Consider the following 17,166-nt stretch of genomic DNA (forward strand, 5'->3'; position numbering starts at 1 on the left):
TGACCGTACGGCTGTCGGATATCGGCGAGCGGACGTCAGTAGCCCGACGTTCGACTGCCGATGGTCGGGGGCCATCCGTACTCTTCGTGCCCATGACTCCGGATCACGACCGGTCGCGGAGCCCGGCTGGTCGTACCACACTGCCGGAGCTGCTCCGCGGGCATCGACGGGCCGCCGGCCTGACCCAGGCCGAGCTGGCCTTTCGGGCCGGCGTGGGCGTACGGACCGTACGGGACCTGGAGCGCGGCCGATCGAACCGGCCACAACGCACCACCGTCGAGCTGCTCGCCGGGGCGCTGGCGCTGACCGGCGTCAGCCGGGCGGCGTTCCTCGTCGCGGCCCGCGGCGCCGGCACCGAGTCCAGCTCGCCGGAGACCGGCTCGACGGCGTTCGCGGTAAGTGGCAGCCAGACCACCGAGGCGGTACCGGTCAGTCCACCGGTGGCCCTGCCGCCGCCGGTCGCGCTCATCGGCCGGGAGCGTGACCTCACCGAGCTGACCGGGATGCTGGCAGCGGAGCGCGGACCCCGACTGGTGAGCCTTGTCGGCCTGGCCGGAGTCGGCAAGACCGCCCTGGCGACGTCGGTGGCGCACCTGGTCGCCTCCGCCTACCCGGCCGGCGTGGCCGGCGTGCTGATCGGTGAGGGCTCGGACGGGCCGGACGTCCTCGTCGCCTCGATGTCCGTCCTCGGTGGGGCTCGGCTGCCGGAACTCGTCGCCCGGCTCGCCGGCCGGCCGGCGCTGTTGGTGATGGACGCTGTGGAGCGTGCCCCGGGTCCGGTGGCCGCGACCCTGCACCAACTGATCGGCGCGGTGCCCGCGCTGCGGGTGCTGGCGACCGGGCGACACCCGGTCGGGCTTTCGGGCGAGCGGGTCTGGCCCGTCACGCCACTCGACGTGCCACCACCGGACGCCGAACACGACGGGCCGTCCGCGCACGAGGCGTCGCCGGCGGTCGAGTTGTTCACCGCCCGGCTCGCGCAGGTGCGCCGCGAGCCGCCCACCCCGGACGAACTGCCCGCGCTCGCCGCGCTGGTGCGCCGGTTGGGTGGACTGCCGCTGGCCATCGAGCTGATGGCCGCCCGGGGTCGGCTCCTCGACCTCACCGAGTTGCTCGACAGGTACGGCGACCGGGTGCTCGACCTCGCCACGAAGGAGATGTCGGCGCATCCCGGCTGGGACGTACCGGAGAATCACCGCGCGGACGGGACGGTGGCGGTCACCCTCCGGGACGCTGTCGCCTTCAGCTACCGGCTGCTGGCGCCGAACGAGCGGGCCGCGCTGCGCCAACTCGCCGTGTTCGGCAACCGCTGGTCCGTGGAGTTGGCCGAGGAGATGCTCGCCGACGAGGGCGACCCGGACGGCACCGTGGCGATCGATCCGGTCCCGCTGCTGGACCGGTTCGTCGAGCTGGGGCTGCTGAGCGTACGCGGGGCCGGAGCGTTCCGGTTCCGGCTGCTCGACGCGGTACGGGACTACGCCGTCGAGCAGGCGGCCGGCGCCGGCGAGCTGCCCGGCATCCGGCGTCGGCACGCCGAGGTGATCGCGCGTCTGGTGGCACGGACCGCCACCGACCTGGTCGGTCCACGGTTGCCCGACGCGGTGCACCGGCTGGACGAGATGACCAGTGACATCAGCTCGTCGCTGGCACACGCGGTCGGCGACGACCCGCTGACCGCGCTCCGGCTGGCGGCGTGCCTCACGCGTTGGTGGCGGTTGCGCGGGCGCGACGTCGTCGGGCGGCAGTGGCTCCGGCGGCTGTTGGCCGACCCGCGTACCGCCGACGCCGATCCCCTCCTGCGTGCCTGGGCGAGTCTCGGGGTGGCCCGGTTGGCGGCCGAGCACGGTGCCGGCGCCGAGGAGTTGTCGACGGCGCGATCGGCGTTGGACATCTTCCGGCAGCTCGGCGACATCACCGGGGAGTTGGAGGCGCGCAACGTGCTCGACACGTTGCTCGTCTCCGTGGGGCGGCAGGACGAGGCGCGCGAGCAGGCCGAGGCGGTGCTGCGGTTGGCCGCCCGTAACGGTCGTACGCGGGATCTCGCGGTGGCCCAGAACAGCCTCGCCTGGCACGAGATCCGATCAGGTGACCTGGCCGCGGCCCGCCGCCGACTGGCCGCCGTGGACCGACTCGCCGCCGAGAGCGGGGAACAGCGACTGCGGGTGTTGGGCTGGGCCAACCGGGCCGAGGTCGCCCGCCTGGAGGGCCGGTACGCGGACGCCATCGACCAGGGGCGCGGCGCGATCGCCGCGTTGACGGAGCTGGGTGATCCCGGGCGCCGCCGTCGGGTGCTCGGCACCGTCGGTTTGGCGCTCGCCCAGGACGGGCGGGTGGCCGAGGCGACCGAGGTGCTGGCCGAGTTGCGGGCAGGTTCGGCGGCTGCCGTACCCATGGGTAGGGCGGTGCCGCGACCCCGGTCGGACGACGCGAGCCTGACCTGGGGAGGACCCGAGGCGGGGCTCTGCGCGTTGATCGAGGGCAACCTGGCGCTGCACCGGGGTGATCGGGAGTTGGCCGCCGAGTGGTTCGCCGCCGCGGCCGACGACGCGGGTCAGGAGCGCCGCGACGCGGTGGAGGCGCTGGTGGGACTGGCAGCGAGCACCGCGGATCTGGCGGTGCTCGATCGGCTGGAACGGGTCTGCCAGGCGAACGGCATCCGGCTGTTGCCGCAGGAGTCCGGGTTGCTCTACGCGTTGATCGCCGCTCGGGGCGGGCCGGCGGTCCAGTAGGCGAGCACGCCGACGGGACGGGAACCGCTCGGGCCGGGAGAGTGGCGCGGGCGAAGAGCCCCCTTGGTGCTACCCCTCGCTGATCGCCCGCGCCGTCACCCCCCGGTGATCCCCGGTGCTCGAAGCCTGCCACCGCGCCAGTGGCGGAAAGTCGGCTTAGGTCGAATTCTCCGGCTTGGCCGGCCCAGTTCTGCCGGTCTTTCTGCCGGTGCCGCCGTCCGTCGACATCCGGCTCTCAGGCCCGGGTGGCGCCATCGGTGGTGGCGGCCAACTGCTCCGGACTGACGTCGTCGCTGCCGGCGGTGGCGCACGGGTGCGCGGCGTCGCGGACCCGGCGCAGCCCGTCCAGGAGCGCCGCCAGCGCGTCGGGGCTGAGCTGGCCGGTGAACCACTGCTCGATGATCTGGAGGTGACCGGGCAGCGTCTCGTTCAGGCGCTGCATCCCGGCCGCGGTGACGACCGCGTAGGAGCTGCGCCTGTCGTTCGGACAGGCCCGCCGGGTGAGCAGGCCGTCGCGTTCCATCCGGTCCACCACCCTCGTCACTCCGCTCGTCGACAGGGAGGTCTGGGCGGCGAGGTCGGTCATGCGTAGTTGGTTGCCCGGCGAGCGGGCCAGTCGGGTGATGACCTCGAACTCGACCGCGGAGAGGCCGTGCTCCTCGAGTTGGGCGGTGAACCGGGCCGACAGCCCGGCGTGGGCCTCGAAGAGCAGGCCGACGGCGGTGATCCGGGGATCGTCGAAGACGTTGGTCACTCGTTCATCCTACCAGTACTTGACACGGGGAATGTTGTTGAAGTTATATTTGCTTCAGCAGTCGTTGGGCCACTAATCAACCTTCCTGGAGGACAGCAGCATGACCAGCAGCACCGATGCGGTTACCCGCGACTGGGACGGCCTTACCATCCCGGCGGCCGGCACCTACGTGCTCGACGCGGCGCACAAGCGGGTTGGCTTCGTCGCCCGGCACATGATGGTCAGCAAGGTTCGCGGTGAGTTCAACGAGGCGACCGCCACGATCACCGTCGCCGAGGACCCGCTGCAGTCCTCGGTCGTCGCCACCATCCAGGCCGCCAGCATCGACACCACCCAGGCCGACCGGGACGCGCACCTGCGCAGCCCCGAGTTCCTGGACGCGGAGAAGTTCCCGACGCTCGAGTTTCGCAGCACCGGGGTCAAGTCCCACAGTGGCAGCGAGTTCGTGCTGACCGGTGACCTGACCATCCGCGACGTCACCCGGCCCGTCGAGCTGGAGGTCGAGTTCGAGGGCGTCGGGCGCAGCCCGTTCGGCCAGGACATCTTCGGCTTCTCCGCGAGCACCGAGATCGACCGCGAGGAGTTCGGCCTGACCTGGAACGTCGCGCTGGAGACCGGCGGCGTGCTGGTCAGCCGCAAGATCAAGATCGAGATCGAGGGCGAGGCCCTCCGCCAGGCCTGACCGTCGCGTACCCAGGGCCCGCGCCGAACCCGGCGCGGGCCCTGCGTCTTTTCCAGGCGGACCTCGTGGTAATTGTCACGACTTGTTCGCAGCCTCGTCGAGTCCACCAGGCCGGCCGCTGGGTACAAGTGGCACCACGAGCGCCGCCGCTTCGGCCGATGTCGGATCCCCGCTGTGCCCTCTGGCCCCGGTCCGGTGGGCGCTCTTACCGTTGATGCTGCACAATGCGCTTTCCGGGACGGCAGGATCCCGACCGCGCCGGCCGTCGGGAGGACACAATGGGCAGGGACGTCGCAGAAGGCGCCTTCACCCGGGACGATCGGGCCCGCTATCGCCAGAAGGTGCGGCGGTGCCTGGACGTCTTCGCCCTGATGCTCGACGACTTCGGTTTCGACGCCGATCGGCCGATGACCGGTCTGGAGATCGAACTCAACCTGGTCGACTCGGCTGCCCAGCCGGCGATGCGCAACGAGGAGATCCTCGCCGACATCGCCGACCCGCTCTTCCAGACCGAGCTGGGGCAGTTCAACCTGGAACTCAACGCCGAGCCCCGGCTGATCGAGGGTGCCGGCTTCGCCGACTACGAGCACGACCTGCGCAGCAGCCTCACCCGCGCCGACGAGCGCGCGGCCCGGTCCGACGCGAAGATCGTTCTGGTCGGCATCCTGCCCACCCTCACCGAGGGGCACCTGGTCGAGGACAACCTCTCCACCAACGAGCGCTACCGGGTGCTCAACGACCAGATCGTCGGCGCCCGTGGTGAGGACATCGAGCTGGACATCCGCGGCGTCGAGCAGTTGCGCGCGCACACCGACTCGATCGCGCCCGAGGCCGCCTGCACCAGCCTCCAGTTCCACCTCCAGGTGGCCCCGGACAGCTTCGCCGACTACTGGAACGCCTCCCAGGCCGTCGCCGGCGTACAGGTGGCGGTCGGCGCGAACAGCCCCTTCCTGTACGGCCGCCAACTCTGGGCCGAGACGCGGATCGCCCTGTTCCAGCAGGCCACCGACACCCGTCCCGACGAACTCAAGGCCCAGGGGGTACGGCCACGGGTGTGGTTCGGTGAGCGGTGGATCACCTCGATCTTCGACCTGTTCGAGGAGAACGTCCGGTATTTTCCGCCGCTGCTCCCGATCTGCGAGGACGAGGACCCGGTGGAGGTGCTGCACGCCGGCGGTGTGCCGAAGCTCGGCGAGTTGCGGCTGCACAACGGCACCGTCTACCGGTGGAACCGCCCGGTCTACGACATCATGAACAGCCGCCCCCACCTGCGTGTGGAGAACCGGGTGCTGCCCGCCGGCCCCACCGTGGTGGACATGCTGGCCAACGCCGCCCTCTATTTCGGGCTGGTACGCGGCCTGGCCGAAGCCGACCGTCCCATCTGGAGCCAGCTCACCTTCAGCTCCGCCGAGGAGAACTTCCACGCCGCCGCCCGACGTGGCCTCAACGCCGTGCTGCACTGGCCCGGACTCGGCGACGTACCGGTCACCAAGCTGGTGATGGATCAACTGCTGCCCACCGCCGCGGCCGGCCTGGACGGGTTCGGTGTCGCCGCGGCGCAGCGGGACCGGCTGCTCGGCATCATCGAGCAGCGCTGCCGTACCGGCCGCAACGGCGCGGTCTGGCAGACCGAGACGGTCTGGGCCGCCGAACACCACCACGGCATGGACCGCCAGGCCGCGCTGCACCACATGGTCCAGCGCTACGCCGAGCTACAACGCACAAACGAACCAGTCCACACCTGGCCAGTCCCCTAACCCCTCGCCAAGCCCCCCGCCCTCCCCCTCCCACCCTCCCTCCTCTCCCCTCACCCTCCTCTCCCCGGTTGATCATGAAGTTATGGCCACGACTCGCCGCGCGAACTGGCCATAACTTCATGATCAACCGGGGAGAGGGGAGAGGGGGGAGGCCAGGGGGAGGCCAGGGGAGGCCGGGTGGGGGTGGGGGTGGGGGTGGGGTCAGTTTGGGGCGGTGCGGCGGTTGGCGCGGCTGCGGCGGGGGGCTGGGGTAGCGGCCTCCGCTGACGGGGTTGGGGACGGGTGGTCGGGGTCCGTGCGGGGGGCGGGTACCCGGGGCGTGTCGGTGGCCTCCGGCGGTGTGGCATCGGACCTGCCGCGCCGGCCGCGTGCGCTGACCGAGGTACCGCCGGAGGGTGGACCGCCGGCCGTCGGAGCGCCGACCGCGGGAACACCGGCCGAGGAGTCACTGGCCGAGGAGCCACCGGCCGAGGAGCTGCCGGCCGAGGAGCTGCCGACCGACGAGCTGCCGACCGAGGGAGCGCCGACCGAGGGAGCGCCGGCCGGCGGGCCGTTCGTTGACGAGGCGGCTGCCGGCCGCGCCGGGTCGGCGTCATCGGCAGGGTCGACGGCAGCCGCGACAGCAGGGTCCGGGTCCGTCGTCGGGTGCGGCACAGCGGTCGGCCCCGGGACGACCGCCGCTGGCTCGATCCCACTCCGCGCGGCCGCCGCACCGCCGCGGTGCCGCCCGGCTCGCTCGGCGAGGACGGCGGCCAGCACCGAGCCGCCGATGCCGGCGATCATCGCGTACGGGGCGATCAGTTGGGTGGACAGTTGCGCGGGACCCAGCGTCGACCAGTGCGGCAGGGTGGTCAGGTAGGCGAGCGCGACGAGCGCCGGACCGGCCCCGCCCGAGGCCGCCGCGCCGACGCGGTGCCCGTCGGACCGGGCGGCCCGGCGAGCGGCCAGCAGGCCGATCAGCAGCGCGGGCACCAGCGCCAGCAGCGCGCCGGGCCAGTAGAGCTGGCCCCCGATCCAGTACCGGGAGTGGTCCGGGTCGAGCTGCCAGGTGCCGAGCTGGGCGCCGGTCAGGCCGCGTCCGACGCGTACCCCGTCGATCACCGAGACCACCGCGAGCAGCCACAGCCAGGCGGCCGTCGCCGTCACGTTCGTTGCGGCGGCCCGTGACCGGAGCGCCCAGAGCGCGACGAGGACGCCGAGCAGGATGCCCGCCGTAGCCTGTACGGCTGCCGTCCGTTGCGGGGCGCCGGTGTCAGCGCCGGTGGCCACCCGTGCGGGTACGGCGATCAGCAGCACCGTGACCAGCCCGCCGATTCCGGCGCCGAGGGCGAGAGCGATTCGCCGCAGCAGACCGCCGTCGCCGGTCGAGGGGTGGGCGCGGCGCGCAGCCGGGCCGCCCGGATGGGCGGCGTCGGTTGTCGCCGGGGCACTGCGTTGCTGGAGTCGCTGCGCGCAGACCGCGCCGAGGACCGTCGAGCTGGCGGCGAGCCAGGTGGCCCAGGCGAGGCCGTCCGCCCAGGCCGTGTCGGTCGCTCCGGCCTCGGTGGGCGTCCAGGTGATGACGCCCAGCCCGTACCCGAAGCCCAGCTGCGCGGCACCCGCGCCGGCAGCGATCCCGATCGCGGTCGCGATCGACACTCCCCAGCCCTGTCTGGCCATGCCGGGCAGCGTAACGTCCCGTGGTCGGCGCGGCGAGTGGCGACGACCCGCCGGTGTGGACGGCCGGTGCGGCGGATTGGGCGGCGGGCGGTACGGTCGCCGGTGATGAGGCGGTGGGCGTTATGACTGACACGAACACGGGCCGGCAGGAGGCCGTTGGCGGTCGGGACGGTGCCGGTCCGGGTCGGGCCAGCATCGTGCTCGGTGGTGGGTTGGCGGCGGTGCTGCTGGCCGCGATCGGCGCGACCGGCGGCTGGCTGCTGGCCGGCGAGGACGACGCGCCTGACGAGAATCCGCTGGCGGTAGCGACCACGACCGCCCCACCCAGCGAACGGGCGACGGCGTCCCGGCCGAGTACCGGCCGCGCCACGCCGACGGCGGTCCGTACCTCCGCCACCGCCACGAAGGGGACGGGTCTGACCGTTCCGCCGGTGGTCGGCACCGACTTCGAGCAGGCCCGGGACATGCTGCGCGAGCGGCGGCTCGGTTGGCGGTTGGTGTTCGGCGGCGGTTCCGGTCGTACAGTGCAGAGCAGCACGCCGGCCGTGGGCGCCGAGATCACCCGGGGTACGACGGTGCAGCTCCAGGTCGCCGGGCCGGCGCCCGCCGCCGAGGTGCCGGACCTGATCGGCGCGGACTGCGCCGACGCCGCGGACGAGCTGGTTGAGGAGGGCCTGTACCCGCGCTACGTCACCGGACGCAGCGGGAAGGTCAGCCGACAGGAGCCGGCGGAGGACGGTCCGGCCCGGTGGAACGACCAGGTGAGCATCTGGTGTGGCGCGGGCTCCGCCGAGCAGCCGACCGTGAAACCCACAGTCTGATCCGGTCGTACATCCGCCTCGCCGTGCTGGCGGCCCGCCGCCCGGCACGCTGATCCCGGCCGATGGCGGTGTGGGCGACTAACCTCGCGGTCGAGGGCCGTGACGCCCGTCGGGTCCGGGAAGGGACGTGCCATGAGCGACGACCGCCAGGAACCTTCCGCCGACGAGCACGACGACGACCGGACCCGCCCCCTGCCACCCGCCGCGGCCCGGCCCGAGTCGCCGGGAACCGGGCCCGAGCCGCCGGCCCGGCCCGAGTCGCCGGGAACCGGGCCCGGGTCGCCGGCGGTCCGGCCTGCCGCCGGTCCGGACGCGACGGCGCCGATCGACCGCGCCGCCCCGGCCGAAGCGGACCAGACCGTGCCGATCGATCGTCGGGCCGGCACCCGCCCGGCCGCACCGGCGGACCGGACGGCCCAGATACCGCCCGCGTGGTCCGGACGGGCCGAGGTGCGGTCGCCTGCTCCGACCGACCCCGCTGGTGAGTGGTACGTCGAGGAGCAGGGCCGCCGGTGGTGGTTGCCGATCCTCTGGGGCGTACTCGCGCTGTTGCTCGCCGGTCTGCTCGGTGGCGCGCTCTGGTTCGCGCTGGCCGGACGGGACGACGACACGGACGACCCGGGGAGCACTCCCTCGGTTCCGTCGGCGTCGCCCAGCAGTGCGACACCGACCAGCGCGTCCCCGAGTTCGGCGGCGCCGACCAGCGAGACGCCGAGCAGCCCGGCGACCAGCGCCGCGCCGCTCGACGTGCCGGTGCCACCGCTTGTCGGTCTGCCGCAAGCCACCGCGGAGGGCTTGCTGGACCGGCTCGGCCTGACGCACCGGGTGGTCTACCGGACGTCGGAGCTGCCACCGGGGACCGTGGTCGGCACCGAGCCGGGGGCCGGCACACCGGTGGCGACCGACGACGAGGTGTTGTTGATCATCTCGGCGGCCCTGCCGTCGACCGAGGCGAGCCCGAGGACCCCGAGCCCCACCGTGACGAGCACGCCCTGATCGCTGTCACCACATCCGACGGCGGGTGCCGACCAGGCCGAGACCGGCCAGCGAGATGGCGAGGCCGAAGATCCCCGACCAGAACAGGGAGCGCCGGACGTCGGTGGCGCTGTGTCCGGTCGGACCAGCTTCGGTGATCTCCGGCTGGCCGCTGGACTCGCCACCCGCCCCGAGGCCGGCGACCGGGCCGGTCGGTCCGGCGGCTCCGGCGTGGTCAGCGGGGTCGTCCGCGCCGATCCAGGACGACGAGTCGTCGCCCGTCGGCGGATAGGAGTCGATGACGGTGATCTCCGGTGCGGGCACCGGCACTGTCAGCCGGGTGGACGACATCGCCGGGTCGCGGACGAGGACCAGGAGTGCCGCCATCGCCCCGAGGAGGGCGAGGAGTCCGAAGGCGTAGGCGATACGGGAGCGGTGGTGCCGCCGCAGGGCGGGCTGATTGACCATGACCATCCCAGGGTCAGGGTCCTGGACGAGCGGGTGGAACGTGCCGGGGTGGGCGTACCGATTCTATGGCGACGGCACGCCCACCGGCGGCGGATTGGGGCCGGTCAACCCACCCGGAGTGGGGTGCGGGCGACCGGTCGGCGGGCCCGCACGGTGTGCGGGCGGGGCTCGGGGGCGGCCTGCAACCGTTGCAGGCCCTCCCGCTGGACGAAGATCGACCGTCGGGTGACCGCGTCGCCCGCGGCGTTCAACTCGTAGCCGTCGAGCCAGAGCCAGCCGTCGTAGGTGGGCCAGTCGAGCACCCGGATCACCCGGAACTTGAACGGCCTGAGGAACTGGACACTCGCCGCGCGAGTCACGTGCAGTACGTCACCGGTGCGGGGAAGCACATGGGCTCCTGGGGAGGATCGGCCGGCGGTTGCGCCGGAGGTGCCTGAACGGGGGACGTCTCGGCCGGTGACGGGGTCGTGCCTCGTGGACCGGTGGTGCGGGATGGCGGTGGTCGGGCCGTACTCCGCTGGTGGCGTGCCGCCACCCGACCACCACCCGGTTGCTTCCGGGACCGCGCCCGCCGCCGCAGCCTGCGGCTTGCAGCGGTGGGGTCTTTATCCCGGAGCACGTCTCGTTGTCGTCGGCCGGAACCGTGTCGCGCCTGGCGTCCTCGGCTCGGTGGGGTCACCACTCCGAGAGATCAGACCGGGACGCTGAGTGATCCGTGCCATACGGACAGAGTGCATCAGCGACGTGCTTCATGCAAGTTGCACGTCGAGTTTTGCCAATACGTGAGCGTGTTGCGCGAAAGGGCTATTGATGCCGTCCGGTTACGGACGGCACACTGAGATCCGGTTTCGCCCGTCGCGGCCGGCCGAGGACCGGCACCACTCCCTTCGTCGCGAACGCTCGCCGGCCGACGGTCGCGCCCCCGGCGGGTGCCGCCCAGTGGCGCGTGACCGGAGGTAGCCCGAGTGGGGTCGAGCAGCCAGCGGCGAGGACCAGCGACGGACGGGTTGCGCCATGAGTGAGCGGCGCAGCCCCACCATCAGACGGCGGCGGCTCGGCGCCGAGCTGCGTCGGCAGCGGGAGTCCGCCGGGATCACCATCGAGGTGGTCGCCGAACAGTTGGAGTGTTCGGCGTCGAAGGTCTCCCGCATCGAGACCGGGCACACCACGGCCACGCCTCGCGACGTCCGGGACATGCTGCGGATCTACGGCGTGGTCGGTGCCGAGAGCGACGAGCTCGTCCAGATTGCCCGGGAGGCCCGCCAGAAGGGCTGGTGGCATCCGTACAGCACGGTGCTCGTCGGCGCGTACGTCGGGCTGGAGGCGGCGGCGAGCTCCATCCGGGCGTACGAACAGCAGGTCGTTCCGGGCCTTCTGGAGACCGAGGAGTACGCCGGTGCCATGATCCGCGCCGCCCGGCCGGATTTCACCGCCGATCAGGTGCACCAGAGGGTGCGTGTCCGTTTGGGTCGTCAGTCGTTATTGACCCAGGACGATCCGGTCGATCTGTGGGTGGTGCTCGATGAGGCGGTGGTGAGTCGGCCGGTGGGCGGGGACGAGGTGATGCGCGGCCAACTCAGGCGGTTGGTCGAGGTGGCCGAGTTGCCGAACGTGACGCTGCAGATCCTGCCCTTCGAGGTGGGTGCGCATGCCGGCATGGATGGCACGTTCACGATCCTCAGCTTCCCTGAGCCCGGTGATCCGGATGTTGTGTACGCGGAGAACGCCACGGGTGGGCTCTTCCTGGAGAAGAGCGACGAGCTACAGAAGTACAGCTTCATCTTCGATCACATCCGCGCTGCGGCCATACGTCCCGAGGAGTCCGTCGCACACATCGCAAAACTGGCAGAGGAGCCGTTGTGGAAATGGCGACCAAGGGGTTCCCCGTGGACCTGACGCAGGCAGCCTGGTTCAAGAGCTCGAAGAGCGGACCGAACTGCGACAACTGCGTGGAGGTGGCGTACGTGACGGGGGCGGTCGGAGTGCGGGACTCGAAGGACAAGGCCGGCCCGGCCCTGGTCTTCGCGCCGGGTGACTGGCACGCCTTCGTCGCCGGAACCCGGGGCGGCGCGTTCGGCGCGGCCTGACCAACCCAACGAACGAGTCCCCGTCCGGTTCCACCGGACGGGGACTCGTCCGTGTACGAGGGTGCGTGGCGGACGGCGGCCCGCCGATGTTCCGTCGGGAATCCCGTCGCCAGAGCGCACCCGTCGTCGTTGAACCGGTCGGTACGGCGCTGGTCGACGACCCGCCGCATGGACCCGCAACCGAGCGAGTAGGCGAGACGGATGACGACGATCGGCTCAGAAAACCTCACCAACGGCCCGGCCAAGCCGGAGCGGTTCGGTGGCAAGTACCGCGGCGCCCGTCGGGACACCGTGCTGACCGAGGTGGTGTCGAGCGACGAGGAGTCGAGTGGGCGGGAGGGCGTCTCCGAGGCGACCGACCCGCCGCTCTCGCTGCCCTCGCTGGACCCGAACCCGCTCATCGAGCCGTCGTTCCCGCCGTCCGGGTGGCCGATGGAGCCCGCCGAGTCGTTCGCGGACCACCCGTTGTTGCGAGGGCTGCTGATGGAGTTGCCGCCGAAGGGCAGCCTGCCGTCGCAGGACTGGCTGGACCGCTGGTTCGAGGCGACCAGGGCGATCCTGGAGTTGCTATACGTGCAGGGCGCCGCCAGCCGCCCGCGCTGACGGCGCCGCGGCGGGTTGCGCCCGCTCGGCGAGGCGGCTGTGCCGGAGCGCGTGGCGGACCCCGATGACGGCCACCGCGAGCGCGCCGATGGTGATCGCCGGCCCGGTGACGCCGGGGTCGGCGCCGAGGTCGGCGCCGGCCGCCGCGATGACGGCCGGGACCGTGGCAAGCGCGGTCACCTGTAGTGGCAGCCCGATCAGCGGGTGGGCGGCGGCGGCACGGAGCCCGTGCGGCGCGGGGGTCGCGGGGGCGCTGGCGAACGCGCCCGCGCCGGCCCAGAGCCGGCGGATCCGCCGTACCGAGGAGATCGCCGCCACCAGCGCCGGCCCGAAGGCCACGGTGAGCCCGGCGGCGGCCTGGTCGACCGGCGCGGTGCCCGCGCTCAGCAGCCCACCGCCCAGCACGGCCGCGGTGAGCCCGACGCCGGTGAGGGTCAGCACCAACAACCATCCGGTACGCCGGCGCAGCACGCTGGTGTTCTGGAGGCGGGGGAGGCCGTCGGCAACGACGCCGGCGGCCAACCAGACGGCGGCGACCGGGAGCAGGATGGTGAGCTGACTCTCCATGTTCGAGAGTCTTTCCCGAATCGCGGTGCGGCGAATCCGGGCCCGTCCCCCGTTCGCCCCGGACCCCGGGCCCGTAGGGGGTCATCACCCAAAAGTATGGCCGTTTCGACATGTTTCATCGGCTGAGGGCTGCTCTACCCTCAGCTTGATCGGCGCACGTCGATTGATTTTCAGGGCCGGTGTCACGTTCCGCCGCCGGTCAGAGGGAGGTAGGAGATGGGTCTTCCACGAAGGTCCGTACTGATCGGGGTGGCCACGGCGACGGTGCTCGCCGTCGGCACCCCGGCCCTGGCCGCCGAACCCGTGGGTGTGGTTCGGGCTGCCGGCGGTGCCACCGCCGTACCGGACAGCTACATCGTCGTGCTGAAGGACGGCGCGGTGGCCCGGGACAAGGTCGCCGACACCGCCAAGCGGCTCTCCGGCCGCCACGGCGGCGCGGTCGCCCGCACCTACGGCGCGGCGCTGCGCGGCTTCGAGGTCACCGTCAACGCGAGCGCGGCGGCGCGGATCGCGGCCGACCCGGCGGTGGCGTACGTCGAGCAGAACCACACCGTGTCGATCTCCGGGACGCAGACCAACCCGCCCTCCTGGGGTCTGGACCGGATCGACCAGCGCAACCTGCCGCTGGACAGCTCCTACACCTACCCGAACACGGCGAGCAACGTGCACGCCTACATCATCGACACCGGCATCCGGTTCTCGCACAGCGACTTCGGCGGCCGGGCCACCTCGGGCTACGACGCGGTGGACGGCGGGTCGGCCGACGACTGCAACGGGCACGGCACGCACGTCGCCGGCACCGTCGGTGGCTCCGCGTACGGGGTGGCGAAGGCCGTCCAGCTCGTCGGCGTACGCGTGCTGAACTGCTCCGGCAGCGGCACCACCGCCGGCGTCATCGCCGGTGTCGACTGGGTCACCCAGAACGCCATCAAGCCCGCGGTGGCCAACATGAGCCTCGGCGGCGGGGCGAACACCTCGCTGGACAACGCGGTCCGCAACTCGGTCGCCTCGGGTGTGACGTACGGCCTGGCGGCCGGCAACGATACCGGCGCGAACGCGTGCAACACCTCACCGGCCCGGGTCACCGAGGCGATCACGGTGGGCTCGACGACCAGTTCGGACGCCCGCTCGTCGTTCTCCAACATCGGCACCTGCCTGGACCTCTTCGCGCCCGGCTCGTCGATCACCTCGGCCTGGTACACGAGCAACACCGCGACGAACACGATCAGCGGCACGTCGATGGCCACGCCGCACGTGGTCGGGGCGGCGGCCCTGGTGGCCAGCGCCAACCCGAGCTGGACCCCGACGCAGGTGCGCAACCAGTTGGTGTCCAACGCCACGCCCAACGTGATCAGCAACGTCGGCTCGGGCTCACCGAACCTGCTGCTCTACGTCGGCAGCGGCGGCACCACCCCGCCGCCGCCCACCGGCTGCACCGGCACCAACGGCACCGACGTGTCGATCCCGGACGCCGGCTCGGCGGTGACCAGTTCGATCACCATCTCCGGCTGTGGCCGCAACGCCTCCTCGGCGTCCACGGTGGCGGTGAACATCGTGCACACCTACCGAGGTGACCTGGTCATCGACCTGCTCGCCCCGGACGGCAGCTCGTACCGGCTGAAGAACAGCAGCACCTCGGACAGCGCCGACAACGTGAACGCCACGTACACGGTGAACGTGTCCGGTGAGGCCGCCGACGGCACCTGGCGGCTGCAGGTGCGCGACACCTACTCGGCCGACGTCGGCTACATCAACACCTGGACCCTGACCGTCTGACCGGTCCTGCCACGCACGAGGCCCCACCCCGGGCACGCCGGGTGGGGCCTCGTGTCGTGTGGATCGGGTCAGACCGCGAAGGTCGCCGGCCGCTCGGTGGCCGGGGCCGGCGGTCGGGCCTTCCACAGTCCGACCTTCTGCGCGGCGAGCCGGGCCAGGTAGGCCGGGTTGAGGATGACGTAGCGACGCCAGAGCCGCTTCGGCTCCAGACCGAGACGCCAGAACCACTCCAGGCCGGCGCGCTGCATCCACGGCGGCGGCTGACGCAGCAGTCCCGCGTGGTAGTCGAACGCGGCGCCGACCGCCATCATCGGCATGTCGAGCAACGGGCGCATGGCGTACGTGAAGACCTCCTGGCGCGGGCAGCCGAGCCCGACCAGGACGAGCCGGGCGCCGCTGGACCGGATCCGGTCGGCGATCTCGGCGTCCTCGCCCGGCTGGACCGCGCGGAACTTCGACGGCTCCACTCCGGCGATCTTCAGCGCCGGGAACATCCGCTCCAGGGCCGGGATCAGCCGGGCGAGGGTCTCCTCGGTCGAGCCGTACAGGTAGACCGGCAGGCCCTCGTCGGCGAAACGCGAGAGCACGTGCAGGGTCAGCGTCGGCCCGTAGACCCGGTCGGTGAGCCCCGCGCGGTGCAGCAGGTTGAGCGCCCAGCGCACCGGCTGCCCGTCCGGCGTGACCACGTCGAAGGAGTTGAGGCGCGCGTTGTGCGCCGGGTCCAGCACGCCGGTCATCACGCCGTGCACCGCCAACGCGGTGAGCGCGAGGGGGCGCCGCTCGTGTGCCGCGGTCACCACCGCGTCGGTGGCAGCGGCGTAGTCGGTGGCGTCGACGAGGACGCCGAGCACGTTGCGCTTGGTTCGCGTGCTCATGCCTTGGCCACCCACTTGTCCACGTTGGCCTCGTAGATCTCCCGCAGGATCATCGGCACGTCGTACGTGATCTTCCAGTCCGGGTACTGCGCCTCGAACCGGGACATGCTGCTGACGTACCACTGGTGGTCGCCGGTGCGGTTCTGCTCGACGTAGTTGATCCGTGCCTCGCGGCCGGTGATCTCCTGGGCGATCGCGAACGCCTCGATGTGCGAGGTGTTCGAGTGCCGGCCGCCGCCGAGGTTGTAGACCTCGGCGGATCGCGGCGCCCGGAAGAACGCCTCGAACGCGGTCAGCACGTCGTGCGAGTGGATCGCGTCGCGGACCATCTTGCCCTTGTAGCCGAACAGGTTGTACGTCCGGCCCTCCATCACGCAGCGCATCAGGTAGGCCAGGAACCCGTGCAACTCGGCCGCCGAGTGCGCCGGGCCGGTCAGCGTGCCACCGCGGAAGCAGGCGGTCTTCATGTCGAAGTAGCGGCCGTACTCCTGGACCATGACGTCCGCCGCGACCTTGGAGGCGCCGAAGACCGAGTGCAGCGAGTGGTCGATCGACATCTCCTCGGTGATGCCCTCGTACCACCTGTGGTCCTCGGGCAGCTCGTACCGGGTCTCCAGCTCGAGCAGCGGCAGGCTGTTGGGCCGGTCGCCGTAGACCTTGTTCGTCGAGCAGTGGATGAACGCCGCGTCGATCGCGTGCCGGCGGGTGTTCTCCAGCATGTTGAGCGTGCCGCCGGCGTTCACGTCGAAGTCCGTGTACGGCTCCTTCGCGGCCCAGTCGTGGCTGGGCTGGGCGGCGCTGTGGATCACCACGGCGATGTCCGAGCCGTACTTCTTGAACACCTGCTCCAGGCCGTCCCGGTCCCGGATGTCCACCGCGAAGTGGGTGTACGCGTTACCCAGGTCACGGCCGAGCTGTTCCAGGCTCCACGAGGTGGAGCCGTCCTCGCCGAAGAAGTACCGGCGCATGTCGTTGTCGATGCCGACGACGTCCAGACCGAGGCCGGCGAAGTGCCGGACCGCCTCGGAGCCGATCAGACCGCCCGACCCTGTCACCAACGCGACACTCACACGCCACTCCTGGTCCATCGGAGGCAGAATCCATCGGAGCATAGCGTGACGTCCGGCACGCCCCAATATGACGGAAGGGCCCCGCTTGCGCGGAGCCCTTACCGGTGGTGGGGATGGGGGGAGTTGAACCCCCACGCCCTTTCGGGCACACGGACCTGAACCGTGCGCGTCTGCCATTCCGCCACATCCCCGTGGCACAACCCGGAACACTGTAGCCGCCCCGATCCCGCCGTCTCCGGCGGGCCTCGGGAATACTACGCTGTTCCCGACGCTCGCCACGAGCGGTTACCGTTCGTGGTGGACGAAAGATTAGCACGAGAGTGCCGGCCCTTCCGAACGGGTC

The 17,166-nt window shown here is 71.8% G+C and carries 16 protein-coding genes and 1 tRNA gene; 9 read left to right on the forward strand and 8 right to left on the reverse strand.

Annotation, left to right across the window (positions count from 1 at the left end; all coding sequences use genetic code 11):
• Nucleotides 1-92: 92 nt before the first annotated feature.
• On the forward strand, nt 93-2,729 hold the full coding sequence (locus O7634_RS09455; RefSeq protein WP_278149756.1) for a helix-turn-helix domain-containing protein: 2,637 nt from the start codon (nt 93-95) through the stop codon (nt 2,727-2,729).
• Between the two features lie 235 nt (nt 2,730-2,964).
• On the opposite strand, the gene O7634_RS09460 is transcribed toward O7634_RS09455, so the two are convergent.
• Nucleotides 2,965-3,483 carry a MarR family transcriptional regulator gene (locus O7634_RS09460; RefSeq protein ID WP_278149757.1) on the reverse strand — a complete coding sequence of 173 codons (519 nt, stop codon included), beginning with the start codon at nt 3,481-3,483 and terminating at the stop codon, nt 2,965-2,967.
• Between the two features lie 100 nt (nt 3,484-3,583).
• On the opposite strand from O7634_RS09460, the gene O7634_RS09465 reads away from it, so the two are divergent.
• Nucleotides 3,584-4,165, forward strand: a complete 582-nt coding sequence (locus O7634_RS09465; RefSeq protein WP_278149758.1) for a YceI family protein — start codon at nt 3,584-3,586, stop codon at nt 4,163-4,165.
• A gap of 278 nt (nt 4,166-4,443) precedes the next feature.
• The gene (locus tag O7634_RS09470) at nt 4,444-5,922 is read left to right on the forward strand and encodes a glutamate--cysteine ligase (RefSeq protein WP_278149759.1); all 1,479 of its coding nucleotides are present in this window, start codon (nt 4,444-4,446) and stop codon (nt 5,920-5,922) included.
• A 201-nt stretch (nt 5,923-6,123) separates the two neighbouring features.
• Here O7634_RS09470 and O7634_RS09475 read toward each other — a convergent pair whose 3' ends face one another.
• Nucleotides 6,124-7,581 carry a hypothetical protein gene (locus O7634_RS09475; protein ID WP_278149760.1) on the reverse strand — a complete coding sequence of 486 codons (1,458 nt, stop codon included), beginning with the start codon at nt 7,579-7,581 and terminating at the stop codon, nt 6,124-6,126.
• A gap of 122 nt (nt 7,582-7,703) precedes the next feature.
• On the opposite strand from O7634_RS09475, the gene O7634_RS09480 reads away from it, so the two are divergent.
• Nucleotides 7,704-8,402: a PASTA domain-containing protein gene (locus tag O7634_RS09480; protein ID WP_278149761.1), complete on the forward strand. Its 699-nt coding sequence runs from the start codon at nt 7,704-7,706 to the stop codon at nt 8,400-8,402.
• A gap of 132 nt (nt 8,403-8,534) precedes the next feature.
• Nucleotides 8,535-9,398 (forward strand): PASTA domain-containing protein, encoded by an 864-nt coding sequence (locus O7634_RS09485; protein WP_278149762.1) that lies wholly within the window; start codon nt 8,535-8,537, stop codon nt 9,396-9,398.
• A 6-nt stretch (nt 9,399-9,404) separates the two neighbouring features.
• Here O7634_RS09485 and O7634_RS09490 read toward each other — a convergent pair whose 3' ends face one another.
• Nucleotides 9,405-9,851, reverse strand: coding sequence for a hypothetical protein (locus O7634_RS09490; RefSeq protein WP_278149763.1), 447 nt, complete (start codon nt 9,849-9,851; stop codon nt 9,405-9,407).
• 98 nt (nt 9,852-9,949) lie between these two features.
• Nucleotides 9,950-10,234: a hypothetical protein gene (locus tag O7634_RS09495; RefSeq protein ID WP_278149764.1), complete on the reverse strand. Its 285-nt coding sequence runs from the start codon at nt 10,232-10,234 to the stop codon at nt 9,950-9,952.
• A 625-nt stretch (nt 10,235-10,859) separates the two neighbouring features.
• On the opposite strand from O7634_RS09495, the gene O7634_RS09500 reads away from it, so the two are divergent.
• The 3 genes from O7634_RS09500 (at nt 10,860) to O7634_RS09510 (ending at nt 12,535) form a co-directional block, all read left to right on the forward strand.
• Complete coding sequence (locus O7634_RS09500) at nt 10,860-11,741, forward strand: helix-turn-helix transcriptional regulator (protein WP_088986987.1); 882 nt, start codon at nt 10,860-10,862, stop codon at nt 11,739-11,741.
• A complete protein-coding gene (locus O7634_RS09505) occupies nt 11,711-11,932 on the forward strand; it encodes a DUF397 domain-containing protein (RefSeq protein ID WP_278149765.1) in 222 nt (73 codons plus the stop codon). Before O7634_RS09500 ends, O7634_RS09505 begins: the two co-directional genes overlap by 31 nt.
• A gap of 201 nt (nt 11,933-12,133) precedes the next feature.
• Nucleotides 12,134-12,535 (forward strand): hypothetical protein, encoded by a 402-nt coding sequence (locus tag O7634_RS09510; RefSeq protein WP_278149766.1) that lies wholly within the window; start codon nt 12,134-12,136, stop codon nt 12,533-12,535.
• Here O7634_RS09510 and O7634_RS09515 read toward each other — a convergent pair.
• Nucleotides 12,500-13,102: a hypothetical protein gene (locus tag O7634_RS09515; RefSeq protein WP_278149767.1), complete on the reverse strand. Its 603-nt coding sequence runs from the start codon at nt 13,100-13,102 to the stop codon at nt 12,500-12,502. The two genes, O7634_RS09510 and O7634_RS09515, sit on opposite strands and share 36 nt — an antisense overlap.
• 216 nt (nt 13,103-13,318) lie before the next feature.
• Between O7634_RS09515 and O7634_RS09520 the strand changes: the two genes are divergently transcribed.
• Entirely contained in the window at nt 13,319-14,878 is a 1,560-nt protein-coding gene (locus O7634_RS09520) for a S8 family serine peptidase (protein WP_278149768.1), read from the forward strand.
• A gap of 68 nt (nt 14,879-14,946) precedes the next feature.
• Here O7634_RS09520 and O7634_RS09525 read toward each other — a convergent pair whose 3' ends face one another.
• The 3 genes from O7634_RS09525 to O7634_RS09535 all read right to left on the reverse strand — a co-directional run bounded on the left by O7634_RS09525 (nt 14,947) and on the right by O7634_RS09535 (nt 17,014).
• On the reverse strand, nt 14,947-15,753 hold the full coding sequence (locus tag O7634_RS09525) for a WecB/TagA/CpsF family glycosyltransferase (RefSeq protein WP_278149769.1): 807 nt from the start codon (nt 15,751-15,753) through the stop codon (nt 14,947-14,949).
• Nucleotides 15,750-16,865, reverse strand: coding sequence for an NAD-dependent epimerase/dehydratase family protein (locus O7634_RS09530; RefSeq protein WP_278149770.1), 1,116 nt, complete (start codon nt 16,863-16,865; stop codon nt 15,750-15,752). Before O7634_RS09530 ends, O7634_RS09525 begins: the two co-directional genes overlap by 4 nt.
• 63 nt (nt 16,866-16,928) lie before the next feature.
• A tRNA-Leu gene (locus O7634_RS09535) sits at nt 16,929-17,014 on the reverse strand.
• Nucleotides 17,015-17,166 lie beyond the last annotated feature (152 nt).

It is taken from the genome of Micromonospora sp. WMMD1120, assembly GCF_029626235.1.
Taxonomy (GTDB): Bacteria; Actinomycetota; Actinomycetes; order Mycobacteriales; family Micromonosporaceae; genus Micromonospora.